At 46.8% G+C, this 14,999-nt stretch carries 13 protein-coding genes; 2 read left to right on the top strand and 11 right to left on the bottom strand.

All coding sequences use genetic code 11. The features are described from left to right. Positions 1-110: 110 nt before the first annotated feature. The 3 genes from rlmB to nsrR all read right to left on the bottom strand — a co-directional run bounded on the left by rlmB (position 111) and on the right by nsrR (position 3,962). Positions 111-854, bottom strand: coding sequence for a 23S rRNA (guanosine(2251)-2'-O)-methyltransferase RlmB (rlmB, locus tag ATB78_RS22950; protein ID WP_005438340.1), 744 nt, complete (start codon positions 852-854; stop codon positions 111-113). A 78-nt stretch (positions 855-932) separates the two neighbouring features. Then, positions 933-3,419, bottom strand: a complete 2,487-nt coding sequence (rnr, locus tag ATB78_RS22945; RefSeq protein ID WP_061010681.1) for a ribonuclease R — start codon at positions 3,417-3,419, stop codon at positions 933-935. A 117-nt stretch (positions 3,420-3,536) separates the two neighbouring features. Continuing rightward, entirely contained in the window at positions 3,537-3,962 is a 426-nt protein-coding gene (gene nsrR, locus ATB78_RS22940) for a nitric oxide-sensing transcriptional repressor NsrR (RefSeq protein WP_005438338.1), read from the bottom strand. Positions 3,963-4,073: 111 nt separating this feature from the next. Here nsrR and hmpA point away from each other — a divergent pair, with 111 nt between their 5' ends. Beyond that, positions 4,074-5,258, top strand: coding sequence for an NO-inducible flavohemoprotein (gene hmpA, locus ATB78_RS22935; RefSeq protein WP_061010679.1), 1,185 nt, complete (start codon positions 4,074-4,076; stop codon positions 5,256-5,258). Positions 5,259-5,364: 106 nt separating this feature from the next. On the opposite strand, the gene ATB78_RS22930 is transcribed toward hmpA, so the two are convergent. Together ATB78_RS22930 and ATB78_RS22925 are read right to left on the bottom strand one after the other, a co-directional pair. Next, entirely contained in the window at positions 5,365-6,000 is a 636-nt protein-coding gene (locus ATB78_RS22930) for a tetratricopeptide repeat protein (RefSeq protein ID WP_005432781.1), read from the bottom strand. 241 nt (positions 6,001-6,241) lie between these two features. Continuing rightward, a complete protein-coding gene (locus ATB78_RS22925) occupies positions 6,242-7,558 on the bottom strand; it encodes an adenylosuccinate synthase (RefSeq protein WP_005438335.1) in 1,317 nt (438 codons plus the stop codon). A 173-nt stretch (positions 7,559-7,731) separates the two neighbouring features. On the opposite strand from ATB78_RS22925, the gene ATB78_RS22920 reads away from it, so the two are divergent. Continuing rightward, complete coding sequence (locus ATB78_RS22920; protein WP_005432777.1) at positions 7,732-7,917, top strand: DUF2065 domain-containing protein; 186 nt, start codon at positions 7,732-7,734, stop codon at positions 7,915-7,917. A gap of 112 nt (positions 7,918-8,029) precedes the next feature. Here ATB78_RS22920 and hflC read toward each other — a convergent pair whose 3' ends face one another. From hflC to mutL, 6 genes are all read right to left on the bottom strand, one after another. Next, positions 8,030-9,010 (bottom strand): protease modulator HflC, encoded by a 981-nt coding sequence (gene hflC, locus ATB78_RS22915; protein ID WP_005438334.1) that lies wholly within the window; start codon positions 9,008-9,010, stop codon positions 8,030-8,032. A gap of 2 nt (positions 9,011-9,012) precedes the next feature. Continuing rightward, positions 9,013-10,218 carry an FtsH protease activity modulator HflK gene (hflK, locus tag ATB78_RS22910; RefSeq protein ID WP_005438333.1) on the bottom strand — a complete coding sequence of 402 codons (1,206 nt, stop codon included), beginning with the start codon at positions 10,216-10,218 and terminating at the stop codon, positions 9,013-9,015. A gap of 45 nt (positions 10,219-10,263) precedes the next feature. Then, the gene (hflX, locus tag ATB78_RS22905; protein WP_005438331.1) at positions 10,264-11,553 is read right to left on the bottom strand and encodes a ribosome rescue GTPase HflX; all 1,290 of its coding nucleotides are present in this window, start codon (positions 11,551-11,553) and stop codon (positions 10,264-10,266) included. 38 nt (positions 11,554-11,591) lie between these two features. Further along, positions 11,592-11,855 (bottom strand): RNA chaperone Hfq, encoded by a 264-nt coding sequence (gene hfq, locus ATB78_RS22900; protein WP_005438329.1) that lies wholly within the window; start codon positions 11,853-11,855, stop codon positions 11,592-11,594. Positions 11,856-12,047: 192 nt separating this feature from the next. Further along, entirely contained in the window at positions 12,048-12,980 is a 933-nt protein-coding gene (miaA, locus tag ATB78_RS22895; protein WP_005438326.1) for a tRNA (adenosine(37)-N6)-dimethylallyltransferase MiaA, read from the bottom strand. Next, entirely contained in the window at positions 12,977-14,995 is a 2,019-nt protein-coding gene (gene mutL, locus ATB78_RS22890; RefSeq protein ID WP_061010677.1) for a DNA mismatch repair endonuclease MutL, read from the bottom strand. Before mutL ends, miaA begins: the two co-directional genes overlap by 4 nt. Between the last annotated feature and the right edge of the window lie 4 nt (positions 14,996-14,999).

The following is a 14,999-nucleotide window of genomic DNA, read 5'->3' as shown; positions in this document are numbered from 1 at the left end:
GATTTTTATTTATAAATCGGTGAAAACGACAAAGGATGGCACCCCATCCTTTGTTTTTATCATTATGTCTGACTTTGCAGTAACTGTTTGTTTATTAAATTTTTTAGCAATTACTTTGCAGCAATACGCTGACGAACCGCTTCAAACAAACAAATACCTGACGCCACTGATACGTTCAAACTAGAAACGCTACCAGCCATTGGGATCTTAATCAAATCGTCACAGGTTTCACGAGTTAGACGACGCATACCGTCACCTTCTGCACCCATTACGATAGCAAGAGGACCCGTCAGTTTTGCTTGGTAAATGTCGTGCGTTGCTTCGCCCGCCGTACCAACAAACCAGATACCTTGCTCTTGCAGTGTACGCATAGTACGAGCCAAGTTGGTCACTCGGATCAATGGCACGACTTCAGCTGCACCACAAGCCACTTTGCTTACGGTTGCGTTCATCGGAGCAGAACGATCTTTCGGTACGATGATCGCCGCTACGCCAGCTGCGTCTGCATTACGTAGGCAAGCACCTAGGTTATGCGGATCCGTCACGCCATCCAATACCAATAGTAGCGGTGATTCATGCTGCGCTAGGATGCCATCAATGTCATTTTCATTAAGCTGTTTCGCAGCTTTAACACGAGCGATGATGCCTTGGTGGTTAGCACCGTGCGCTTTGTCATCTAGCGTTTTACGTGTCATTTGTTGAATCGAAACACCACAAACCTGAAGATCGTTCAGGATTGGCATTAGACGATCGTCTTGGCGGCCTTTTAGGACGTATGCTTCGATAAAACGCTCTGGTTCGCGTTCTAATACCGCTTTCACTGCGTGAATGCCGTAAATAAATTCGTTACTCATTGTTTAACCTGTTGTTCTGGTCGTCTTGCCTTCGCCAATCTACCCCCCTTTAAATCCGGACTAGATTGGCGCTTCAGCCTACTCAGCGTCGCTCTTGGTGCGCTTAGTCTTTCTCGGCTTACTGTGTGGCTTTTTCTTGCGTGCTTTCTTCGGCTTTTTCGTACCTTCAGCGTCACCGCGCTTCGCGCTACCTTTGCGAGCACTGCCTGCTTCCGCAGGTTCTGGGTGCTTGGTCGGTTCAATCATCGGCTTCGCGCGAGTACCGCCTTTGGTTGCCGCACGTTTTTTCTCTTTTGCTTTGCGTTTGGCATCTGCTGCGCGTTTCTTCGCAGTCTTACCTTTGCCGCGTAGCTTACGGCTTGTTTCGATTAATTCAAAGTCAATTTGCTTGTCATTTAAGTTAACCGCAAGCACTTTCACTTTCACCGCATCACCTAGGCGATAGATGTTACCGAAGCTTTCACCGATAAGTCTTTGACCAATAGGATCAAATTGGTAGTAGTCGTTCGCGAGCGTCGAAATGTGCACCAAACCATCGATATGTAGCTCAGTCAGACGAACAAAGAAACCAAAGCTGGTTACATTGGCAATAACACCATCCAGCTCGTCGCCAACATGGTCTTGCATGTATTCACACTTCAACCAATCAGCCACTTCACGAGTTGCGTCGTCTGCACGGCGCTCTGTCATCGAACATTGCTCACCATAGAAGTCCATATCGTCAAACGAGTAGTGGTAACCGCCAGTTGGCGTCCAACGATCTTGGTTGCGACCTTCTTCTTTAGCAATCAGATACTTGATTGCACGGTGCAGTAGCAGGTCTGGGTAACGACGAATTGGCGACGTGAAGTGTGCGTAACGTTTCAGCGCTAGACCAAAGTGACCGGCATTGTCTGCGTTGTAGACCGCTTGCTTCATTGAGCGCAGCAGCATGGTTTGAATCAGTTCTTTATCCTGACGTTCTGCGATCTGTTTTACCAAATCAGCGTAGTCGGTTGGTGATGGCTCTAGACCACCTTTAAGATCCAGACCTAGCTCACTGAGGAAGTCACGGAAACCCTGCAGGCGCAGTTCACCCGGAGATTCGTGAACACGGTACAACGCTGGCTCTTTCGCTTTCTCAACGTAAGACGCTGAAGCGATGTTCGCTAGGATCATACATTCTTCGATGATCTTGTGTGCGTCGTTACGAATCACTGGCTCGATGCTTTCAATCTTACGATCCGCGTTGAAGATGAACTTAGCTTCAACGGTTTCAAATTCAATCGCACCGCGGTTATCACGCGCTTCTTTAAGTACTTTGTACATCGCGTGCAGCTCTTTAAGGTGAGGAACGACAGCGTGATAACGCATGCGTAGCTCTTCATCCCCTTCTAGAATCGCGCCCACTTTGTTGTAAGTCAGACGAGCGTGCGAGTTCATCACGGCTTCGTAGTGCTTGTAGCCCGATAGTTTACCCGTCTCTGAGATGGTCATTTCACACACCATACACAGACGATCAACTTGTGGGTTAAGTGAACATAAGCCGTTTGATAGTACTTCAGGTAGCATTGGCACTACTTGAGATGGGAAGTACACCGAGTTACCACGGTTGATGGCTTCTTTATCCAGCGCAGAGTCTGTACGTACGTAGTAACTTACGTCAGCAATTGCGACCCATAGACGCCAACCGCCGCTCTTTTTCTTCTCACAGTAAACCGCATCATCAAAGTCACGAGCGTCTTCGCCATCAATGGTTACTAGCGGCAAGTCACGTAGATCGACACGACCTTCTTTTGCTTCTTCCGGAACTTCTTCGCCCAGATTTTCGATCTGTTTATCGACGGCTGCTGGCCAATCGTGTGGAATTTGGTGGGTACGGATTGCTATTTGCGTTTCCATGCCCGGCGCCATGTTCTCACCAAGAACTTCAACCACTTTACCCATCATGCCACGTGAGCGAGAGCCGCGATCAGTAATCTCAATAACGACCACGTTACCCATACGAGCACCTGCTTTGTGCTCATTTGGGATCAGAATATCTTGGCTGATGCGAGAGTCATCTGGCACAACGTATGAGTAGCCGTATTCAAGGAAGAAACGTCCCACGCTCTGCGTGTTGCGCTCTTCTAATACGCGAACAAGACGACCTTCACGACGACCACGCTTGCTATTATCAGTTGGTTGCACCAACACGTAGTCACCATGGATGATGTGCTTCATCTGATGGTGTGGCAGTACAATGTCATTATCCTTGCCGACACTGCCTTCAGGACGAACCCAACCATGACCATCTTTGTGGCCAATTACGTAACCTTTCACCATCTCGAGTTTTTCTGGTAGCGCATAGCATTGACGGCGCGTAAACACGAGCTGTCCATCACGCTCCATTGCACGCAGTCGACGGCGTAAGCCTTCGTATTGCTCTTCACCTTCGAGCTTTAATGCTTCGAACAAATCATTGCGATTCATCGGCACACCAGCTTGCTGCAGAAACTCGGTGATGAACTCTCGGCTTGGAATTGGATTTTCGTAATTTTTGGATTCACGATCTGCGAAAGGATCGTTTGGAATATTGTCTGACATAGGCACGCCTATCTAGCAAGGAAGGTATAGAGCTAGTATATCCGAGTCTCTCGATAAGCTACAGAAATTGCTTTAAAAAAGAGTGTCAGTAAGAAGATTTATAAAGCGTTAAGAAGACTAAGGACGAGCAAGTAAGATCAGCAGTTCAGAATTATCACTTAATAGCTCTTCAATCGTGCAACCATCCAATTCAGCCAAAAACGCCATTTTCGCTTTTGCTAACTTTTCTTTTAGACGACAGGCTGGCGTGATGTGACAAAACTCTACGGAGCAATTGACCAAATCTAATGGCTCTAAATCGCGCACCACACCACCAACTGTGATTTCTTTAGGTGCTTTCAGTAATCGAATACCACCATTTTTACCGCGTACCGTATGCACATAACCAAGTTGACCAAGACGGTTGATCACTTTCACCATATGGTTACGTGATACACCAAATAAATCAGTCACTTCGGTAATATTTGTTAGCTCTTCTTTTGGCAATGAAGCCAAGTAAATCAAGGTTCTGAGCGCATAATCGGTAAAGCTAGTTAACTGCATGTTGCTATCCTCTGTAGTAGCAAAATTGTAATTCTTTTCTTGATCGAAAGATACATTTGAGATACAACTTTAAACATGCATTACAAATACAACTTTAAATAGGAAGCCATTATGCTCAGCAACCAAACCATTGATATCGTGAAAGCAACCGCACCACTTCTTGCAGAAACCGGCCCGAAGTTAACGGCGCACTTTTACGATCGCATGTTCACCCATAACCCTGAGTTGAAAGACATTTTCAACATGAGCAACCAGCGTAATGGTGACCAACGTGAAGCTCTATTTAATGCAATCTGCGCTTACGCAACCAACATCGATAACCTACCAGCACTACTTGGTGCTGTAGAGAAAATCGCGCACAAGCACACCAGCTTTATGATCACTAAAGATCAGTACCAAATCGTTGGTACACATCTACTTGCGACGATCGACGAGTTGTTCTCTCCGGGCCAGGAAGTGATTGATGCATGGGCAGAAGCTTATGGTGTGCTGGCCAACGTGTTTATTCAACGAGAAGAGCAAATCTACCAAGAGAACGCAGCGCTTCAAGGTGGCTGGCGTGGCCTACGCGAATTTGAGTTGGTGGGCAAACAGCTTGAGAGCGAAAACATCTGTAGTTTTGTTTTCAAACCAACCGATGGTGAAGTGGTTTCTGAGTACAAGCCGGGTCAATACCTAGGTATCTACATCAACAGTGATAAGTTCGAAAACCAAGAGATTCGCCAATACAGCCTCTCCTCTGCGGTTCAAGAGAACACTTACCGTATCTCTGTGAAACGTGAAGAAGGCGGTAAAGTATCGAACTTCCTTCACGATGAATTGAACATCGGCGATAAAGTGCAACTTGCGGCACCTGCGGGTGATTTCTTTATGGATGTGGACGCAACTACACCGGTTGTTTTGGTGTCAGCGGGCGTAGGTCTAACTCCAACTCTATCGATGCTTGAGAGCCTTTCTGAGCACCAAGCGCCGGTAACCTGGGTGCATGCTGCAGAAAACGGTCAACAACACGCATTCAAACAGCACGTAAACCAGCTCGTGAATGCTAAAGAGAACATGAACTCGTTGGTTTGGTACAACCAACCAACAGCAGAAGACAAGATTGGTGAAGACTTCCACTTCACTGGTTTCGTCAACCTAAATGAAATTGAAGCAGCCCTTAAGCAAGACAACGTACAAGTCTACTTCTGTGGTCCGGTTGGCTTTATGCAGCACGTCGCGAAACAATTGCTTGAGCTTGGCGTAGCGCAAGAGCAGTTCCACTACGAGTGCTTCGGTCCACACAAAGTCGTTTAATCACCTGCGAGTACGCTTCGGGAAAAACAACAAAGCCCACATGATGTGGGCTTTGTTGTATCTATTGGCAGAGCTTTATGAAGTTACTGGTATTTTAAGAGTACACCTACCAGAAGGTGTCGCGGCGTTTGGCGCGCGCAATAATGTTTTGTGGCATACGTTGCTCAAGACCGTTTCTCAGCATCGCAATACGTTTGTGCTTTCTTTGGTCGGCAGTCACCGAGTTATATAACCAACGGTAAGCATCTTCGTAGTCCAACGGACTACCGTAATCACGTAGCAATAGCTCAGCAAGATGAATACGCGCATTCAAGTTACCCATTGCAGCTGCCTCGCGCAGGTATGGGATCGCTCGTTCTTTATCTTGTTGGACTAATGTACCACGAGAGTAATAGCGACCTAGCTGCTCTAGTGCAGCAGGCAAACCTTGGTGTGCTGCGTTTTCCATGTAATAAAGACCAAGTTCGACATCTTGATCAACACAAACGCCCCACGCCAACATATCACCATAAAGGAATTCATAAGACGGCAAGTTAATGCGCGTCGCACGTGCCACGATATCTTCCACTAACTGGCAGTTATCAGCGCGCACGCGTTCTAAATGCTTATTCTGCTCAATAAGCTTTATAAGCTCTGCTTCGGTGTAGATGGGGACAGGCGCCCCTACATCGGCAACATTTGCCTTAGCCGATGTCGCACTCAGCATCAATAACAGTGAAGCAGCCACTGTTCGTAACTTCATAAATGTACTCTTTAAGGTATCTAAGAAACCAAAGATCAGCCAAGGATCTCCTCTGCTTGATAACCTTATCGGCAAAGGTCAGTTAAGCTTTAGGCAATTTTTGCCTCCTACTTAAGCTTAACGGCAAATATTTGCCACAGCGAGTCGCATTTTTCAGCAGTTTTTCCACAGTGAACCCAACTCACAGATACAAAAAAACCGGCTATAAAAGCCGGTTTTTATGATCTCTAACGAGTATCGATTAAGCTTCGAATGGGTGAACCTTAATGATAGTTTCGTTACGGTCAGGACCTGTTGAGATGATGTCTACTGGCACGCCAGTTAGCTCTTCAATGCGCTTGATGTAATCTAGAGCAGCTTGTGGTAGCTCTTCGATTGATTTCGCACCGAATGTGTTCTCAGACCAACCAGGCATTGTTTCGTAGATAGGCGTTGCTTTTTCGAATGCTTCAGCAGCCATCGGAGAAACTTCTAGCGTAGAGCCATCTTCCATCTTGTAACCAGTACAGATTTTTAGCTCTTCTAGACCATCTAGTACGTCTAGTTTAGTTAGACAGAAACCAGATACAGAGTTGATTTGGATTGCACGACGCATAGCAACAGCATCGAACCAACCAGTACGGCGTAGACGACCTGTTGTCGCACCGAACTCGTGACCAACTTCACCTAGGTGTTTACCTACTGGATCTTGCTTATCTAGACCGTCGTATAGCTCAGTCGGGAATGGACCTGCACCAACGCGAGTACAGTAAGCTTTCGCGATACCAAGGATGTAACCGATGTGACGAGGACCGAAACCAGAACCTGCAGCAACACCACCAGCAGTCGTGTTAGAAGAAGTTACGTACGGGTAAGTACCGTGGTCGATATCAAGTAGAGTACCTTGTGCACCTTCGAACATGATCTTATCGCCGCGCTTACGTGCTGCGTCTAGTTCGTCAGTTACGTCGATAACCATTGAAGTTAGTAGATCTGCGTAGCCTTTAGCTTGCTCAAGTACTTCTTCGTAGCTTACTGGTTCAGCTTTGTAGAAGTTAACTAGTTGGAAGTTATGGTATTCCATTACTTCTTTTAGTTTCTCTGCGAAAGCTTCCATATCGAATAGGTCACCAACGCGTAGACCACGACGAGCAACTTTATCTTCGTATGCTGGACCGATACCACGGCCAGTTGTACCGATAGCTTTTTTACCGCGAGCGATTTCGCGAGCTTGGTCCATTGCAACGTGGTAAGGAAGAATTAGAGGACATGCTTCAGAAATGAAAAGACGCTCGCGTACTGGAATGCCGCGCTCTTCAAGAGGTTTCATTTCTTTAATTAGAGCTTCAGGCGATAGTACAACACCGTTACCGATAACGCATTTTACGTTATCGCGAAGGATACCTGATGGAATTAAGTGAAGAACGGTTTTTTCACCGTCAATTACAAGTGTGTGACCTGCGTTGTGACCGCCTTGGTAGCGTACCACGTATTTTGCATCTTCAGTTAAAAGGTCTACAATTTTACCTTTACCTTCGTCACCCCATTGGGTGCCTAGAACGACTACGTTATTTCCCATCTTTCCAAGTCTGATTGCTAGTTAAAAATGGATTCTAGCACCGAATCACTCTTCTTGCAGTCATTTTTGTTCACAGAGTTGATACTAGAATGCAAACATCACCGATGTTGTTCATTTCGAAATCACTACATCACTGATAATATTTACCTTTCTTAAATCCACAAGGAATCGCAATGTCTGAGTCAATTTGGCTAGCGATAGGGCTAGTATTGATTGTTGAAGGGATTGGCCCCTTGGTCGCCCCAAATGGTTGGCGCAACATGGTTGCTCAACTGAGCGAGCAACCCGATAACCATCTGCGTCGTATTGGCGGTTGCTTGGTCGTAGCCGGCGCTGTCATCGCTATCATGATGAGTTAATCACTCTACCGATCCAACTCTGACCTCTCTGGCCGATAGCAATAGGCGCAGCAAGAAATAGATACAAAAAAGGCTCCATAACGGAGCCTTTTCAATTTGCTTGAACGCGGAGCTATTTCGCTTCTGCGCCTTTCGCATTGTTCATGTATTGGAAGAATTCACTCTTCGGATCCAGAACAAGGATGTCACTCTTAGAGCTGAACGATTTCTCGTAAGCTTTTAGAGAACGTAGGAAGCTGAAGAACTCAGGATCTTTGTTGTACGCATCTGCGTAGATCTTCGCTGCTTCTGCATCCGCTTCACCTCGTGTTACACGAGCTGTTTTGTCTGCTTCAGCAAGAATCGTTGCTACTTCAAGCTCAGCTTGTGCGCGGATTACTTCTGCTTTCTCACGACCTTGAGAACGGTGTTTACGAGCTACCGACTCACGCTCTGCACGCATACGACGGTAGATAGATTCACTGATCTCATCTGGTAGGTTGATCTTCTTCATACGGAAGTCAACGATACGAACACCCAAGTCTTTCATTGCGCTGTCGCGCGTGTCTTTCAACACTTCAGACATGATTAGGTCACGTTCGCCATCGATTTCCAATGCTTCACGAGCCGCCTCAGTACTTACTTCATCACTGCTTGCGTCTTCTGGAAGTACGTCGTTATTGCGTGGACCAGATACGATTTGCTTGATTTCACGAGAACCGATTTCCGCACGTAGAACGTCTGTTACTTTACGCTCAAGAAGCGCTTCCGCTGTCAGCGTGTTACCGCCGCCAGTTGCTAGGTAGTAACGACCGAAATCTTCAATACGCCACTTCACGTAGGTATCGATGATTACGTCTTTTTTCTCAGACGTTACGAAACGGTCAGCACGGCCGTCCATTGTTTGGATACGCGCATCAAGTGTTTTCACGCGGTCAAACAAAGGCATTTTGAAGTGCAAGCCCGGCTCGTAAATACGAGTGATGTCGTTGTTGTCTTTCAAGACACGACCAAATCGAACCACAATACCGCGGTCACCTTCAGGAATCACAAACAGTGACATCAGCATTAATGCCAGTGCGATTACCAGTACAGGGATCATTAACTTACGCATTCTTAGTATCTCCCTTGACGTGTACCAGTTGAACGAGACTGCGAGCTCGAAGTGTCTTCTTGCGTACGCTCAGATTCCAATTGGATATGGTCGTACGTTGAAGTCGATTTCGATTTACGTTTAGTGTCTGTTTGACCATCTTGACCAGCCAACTTATCAATTGGAAGGTAAAGAAGGTTGCCGCTAGATTCAGAATCAATCAGCACTTTAGATGTGCTTGAGTAAACTTCTTCCATCGCGTCTAGGTACAGACGGTCACGAGTTACACCCGGTGCCGCTAGGTATTCAGGTAGTAGTTTTTCAAACTGAGCTACTTGACCAAGTGCTTCGTTCGTTACACGCTCGTTGTAACCTTGCGCTTCTTTCTTCAAACGCTCTGCACGACCAGTTGCTTTAGGCAAGATTTCGTTCTTGTAAGCTTCTGCTTCACGGATGAAACGCTCTTCATCCTCACGTGCTGCGATTGCATCATCAAACGCATCTTTAACTTGCTCTGGTGGACGTGCAGACTGGAAGTTCACGTCAACAATCACGATGCCCATATCGTAGCTATCGATGATTTGGTTCAGAGTTTCTTGTGTTGTTTGACGGATTTGCTGACGACCACTTGTTAGGATGCTATCCATCAGTGAGTCCCCGATTACCGCACGTAGCGCAGAATCCGTTGCTTGACGCAAGCTGTCGTCCGCATTGGTTACGCGATATAGGTATTTGTATGGGTCAGCAACACGGTATTGAACGTCCATCGCTACCGTTACTACGTTTTCATCTTTTGTCAGCATTAGACCAGATGCACGTAGCGAACGAATCGCTTGCACGTTAACCGCTTCGTATTCGTCGATAAAACGAGGACGCCAGTTCAGACCTGGGTCTACGATACGGTCGTATTTACCTAAACGCAGCACAACACCACGCTCTGCTTCACCGATGGTGTAAAAGCCAGCGAAGAACCACACCGCAATCGCGATAACTGCAATGACACCAAAGCCAATCGCACTACCACCACCGCCGATAGGTGAACCACCACCGCCGCCTTTTTTACCAAATTTGCCACCCAGCTTTTGACTCAGTTTGCTGAACACTTCATCTAAATCTGGCGGACCTTGATCTCGGCCACCAGGACGCTGGCCACCACGATTATTATTACCCCAAGGGTCATTATCGCGGCCATTGTTGCCGTTGTTATTTCCAGGCTCATTCCACGCCATTAGAAAGCTCCATCATTTGATATGACGTTATACTGTAGCAGTCCTTTAAGTGACTATAAAGTCGACTAAAACTGCCCCTTCTCTTTTTTCAAGTCTAGACCAATCTACCTGTTGCATTCGAATATTGATCAACAAGTTACCTTCCTGGTCATATTCCTCACGTTGAATACACTTCATTTGGAAGAATGTACTACGGAATCGTCCTTGATACTGTGGAGGAATTCGCAACTGATGCTCAACCATTTGCGACGCTAAACGCTCGGTCAGCGCGTCAAACAGAAGATCAATGCCTAATCCGTCCATCGCGGAAACCCAGACCGTACGAGGCACGCCTTCCTCATCACGTTCTATACGTGGTTTCTGCTCTTCTAGATTGTCAATCTTGTTCATTACTACGAGTGTCGGCACTTCATGTGCGTCGATCTCTTCTAAAACTTCATGAACAGCTTGAATATTCTCACGAAAACGCTCGTCACTGGCATCAACAACATGTAACAAAATGTCAGCTTCTTGCGTTTCCTGCAAGGTTGCTTTGAAGGCCGCAACCAAATCGTGAGGCAGGTGTCGGATAAAACCAACGGTATCTGCAAGTATCGCAGGTCCTACGTCTGCTAACTCTATCTTACGTAAAGTTGGGTCAAGAGTAGCAAACAATTGATCTGCCGCGTAAACGCCAGCTTCTGTAATACGGTTGAAGAGTGTCGACTTACCCGCGTTGGTGTAGCCCACGAGAGAAATCGTTGGGATCTCTGCTCTGTTTCGGGCACGGCGCCCTTGTTCACGCTGCTTCGCGACTTTTTCAAGACGACGAAGGATAGCTTTGATTCTGTCACGCAATAAACGACGGTCGGTTTCTAACTGGGTTTCACCTGGCCCACGTAGACCGATGCCGCCTTTCTGCCTTTCAAGGTGCGTCCAACCGCGAATTAAACGAGTAGAAATATGACGAAGTTGGGCTAGCTCTACTTGCAGCTTACCTTCGTGTGTTCGTGCTCGTTGAGCAAAGATATCGAGGATGAGACCGGTGCGGTCGAGGACTCGACATTTGCACAGCGCTTCGAGGTTACGTTCTTGGGCAGGAGAGAGGGAGTGATTAAAAATCACAATTTCAGCACCAGTTAATTGTACCGCAGTAGCAATTTCTTGTGCCTTACCCTCTCCGACATAGTATTTCGGGTGTGGGGATTGACGACTGCCAGTCACAACTTGCAGCGCCTCTACCCCAGCGGAAGAAACCAGCATTTCAAATTCAGCCAGATCTTCCCATTCACCTTCTTGCGTGAAGTTGATATGAACAAGTACGGCTCGCTCACCGGATTCATAACGGTCAAACAAGCAATCAACTCCTTATTTTTGCAATACTAAATGAAGAATTAATCTTCAGATTTCTCTTGTGGACGATCACCTTGAGGACGATCACCACTGTGGTGGCTCACTGGACGAGCCGGAACAACGGTAGAGATTGCGTGCTTGTACACCATTTGATTTACAGTGTTTTTCAGCAGGATCACGAATTGATCGAAAGATTCGATCTGACCTTGTAGTTTAATACCGTTCACAAGGTAGATAGATACCGGGATACGCTCACGACGTAGCGCATTTAGGAATGGGTCTTGTAGAGATTGCCCCTTAGCCATTTTATTTTCCTTATTTAATTTGTAGTTGTAATTATTTAGCTAGTGGTGCAATGCAAAAGATACTGCTTTTGCATCTGAGCTAAACGAATCAAAATGCACCCTAAGTAATTAGCAGCATAGTATATAAACCGCCAATAACAGATCCTTTGAGAGTGCGTTCACGCAAAAACGATCACATTATACACAGCTATCTCAATCAGATGCTATTGCTTCTGACATAGTTTCAAGTGCCTGTTCAATGTTATCGCTATCCAACCAAGTTAAATCATTCCAGCTGCGTAACCAGGTGATTTGACGCTTGGCCAATTGACGAGTTGCACAGATGCCACGAAAAACGGCTTCATCGCGCGTGCAGTCCCCATCTAAGTACTCCCACATCTGTCTGTAGCCCACGCAACGGATAGAAGGAAGATCAGGGTGAAGATCTTTGCGCGCATACAACGCTTTCATTTCTTCTTCAAAACCCGCTTCCATCATCTTATCGAAACGCAGCTCAATTCGACGGTGAAGTTCTGCCCTGTCCTTGGGAGCTATTGCAAACTGTTTGACTCGGTAAGGCAAGCTGTCGCCTTTCGTTTGAGTCAACTCAGTAAGAGTTTTACCTGAAATGCGGAATACTTCCAATGCCCTAGATAAACGTTGAGGATCGTTTGGATGAATTCTCGCAGCTGATACAGGATCAATCTCTTTCAGCTCATCGTGCAACACCGACCAACCTTTAGTCAATGCCTCTTGCTCAATTTGCTGACGAATTTCAGGATTTGCAGCAGGAAGAGGTGATAAGCCTTCAAGTAACGCTTTGTAGTACAGCATTGTTCCGCCGACTAATAACGGAATTTTTCCTTCTGCAACAATGTCATCCATTGCCTGTAGTGCATCACGACGGAAGTCCGCCGCAGAGTATGATTCGCTTGGATCAAGAATATCGATAAGACGATGCGGTGCTAAACTTAGCTCTCGCTCATCTGGCTTTGCTGTGCCGATATTCATGTCTTTGTAGATCAACGCCGAGTCCACGCTGATGATCTCAACTGGGTATCTCTGGCGAAGTCGAATCGCTAGCTCTGTTTTACCTGATGCTGTTGGCCCCATTAGAAATAGCGCCAAAGGTAGTTTGTCTGTCATGGTCTTAATTTGGCAATCGTGGCAGAGAAATCAACAGCAGACACAAACTTTGTATCTTCTAATGGCAATTGACCATGTCTTAGCTGTTCAAGTTCCGCAATAATTTGAATGGCTTCGGAAAGAGTATAGTGGCTCTTAACAGTAGTGACCTGCAAAGCAAGCCAATCTATCAGCTCTGATAGCAGCTGAACCGTTGCCACCTCTCCTCTCACGCGAGTTTGCGCGTAAGATAACAGATCTGGTATCAAATTTTGTAAGTTTTGTTGACGCAATGGTGATGGCACGCCCATGACCATTAAAGCTTTGTCATTTCGAGCTTTCAGTTGAATGCCCAGCTGCGCAAAATCTTGCTGATAATCGCGCGCAAGCTCCACTAATTCCGGCTCCAACTTTACGGATAATGGAACCAACAGTGGCTGAGCTTTTAACGCTCCGTCACTAGGTGTGAGCTGACCTTTGGTTCGATAGAACTCTGCTCTTGGCAGTGCAACCAAAGCAGCGCCACTGTCGCTGCTCATCAAGACAAACTGCTCGTCCACCACAGCCAGCGCTTTGCTTAATGCCGTAACTGGCCGTAAAGCAGCTTCTGCCGATGTGCTAACTGACGCTTTTGGAGCTTCTTTTTTAGGCTCAAAATCTGGTGTTTGAAGCAATTCATGATAAGCGCGCACTTCTTGTTTACTTGGCGCAGGCTCAGCATGACGTTGTTCTCTGTTAGAACTTGGTTTAGGCGCAGGTTTTGATTCAACCCAATCTGTTCGTCTAAAAGAGTCTACCGGACGTGCTTCTCGTACAGAAGAATCACTTGGTGCCCTATCGCGAGGTTTCGATTCATAGTCTGAACGCCCCGGATAAGCTGGAGTGTTATCAATCGCTTGATAGACATGCTCTGGCACAGGAGAATTCGCAGGCTCTGGTGCGCTGACTGGTTCTTGATTTGCCGTGCTCGCCTCAAAAGATTCAACAGGATCGGCATGGTGGAACGCGGATTCGTTGACGTGGGGTTTATCAATCACTGAGCTTTGTGCAAGCGCATCTGCCAAAGCTTGATAGATAAAGTCATGCACTAAACGGGCTTGATGGAAACGCACTTCATGCTTAGCAGGGTGCACGTTAACATCCACTTGGTGCGGGTCGAGCTCAATAAACAAGACATACGCGGCGAACTGATCCGGCTTTAAGCTGGTTTCATAGCTTTGACGAATCGCGTGATTGATCAACTTGTCACGCATCATACGCCCATTCACGTAGCAGTATTGTAAGTCACTCTGTTGTCTCGCTCCTTCTGGCGTGGTGATCCAGCCATGAAGCTTGAGACCCTGATGCTCCAATTCGATGCGCAGCATATTACGCACAAAAGCATTGCCACATACCGCAGCAATGCGTTTTTCAGTTTGAAGTTGGTTCTTTGCCGCACGGTATTGGCGAATCATTTTGCCGTTGTGGCGCACATTGATAGTGACATCAAAGCGACTTAACGCAATGCGCTTTAGCAGCTCATCGATGTGGGCAAATTCGGTTTTCTCAGTGCGGAGGAATTTACGACGTGCGGGCGTATTAAAGAACAGATCTAAGACTTCAACCGAGGTACCAATTGGATGTGCCGTCGGCTGGAGCTTAACCTTCATGTCACGCCCTTCCGAGTAGGCACTCCACGCTTGTTCTTGCGCTGCCGGGCGAGAAGTCATGGTTAAGCGCGACACTGAGCTAATACTCGCTAACGCCTCACCGCGGAATCCCAAACTCATGATGGCTTCTAGATCGTCCAATGTGTGGATCTTAGAAGTAGCATGGCGACTTAACGCTAGGCCTAACTCATCTTTCACAATCCCTTTGCCGTTATCGCGTACGCGGATCAGCTTGGCGCCACCTTTCTCGATATCAATATCAATACGAGTCGCGCCAGAGTCGAGACTGTTCTCTACCAGTTCTTTCACGACAGAGGCGGGTCTTTCAACCACTTCCCCTGCCGCGATTTGGTTTGCCAGTCGAGCTGGCAAAATCTTGATGGTCATGACG

The sequence above is a fragment of the Vibrio sp. CUB2 genome (assembly GCF_001557945.1).
GTDB classification, from domain to species: Bacteria; Pseudomonadota; Gammaproteobacteria; order Enterobacterales; family Vibrionaceae; genus Vibrio; species Vibrio owensii.
The sequence above is the reverse complement of the archived record's forward strand: the minus strand, read 5'-3'. Positions and strand labels throughout refer to the sequence as shown.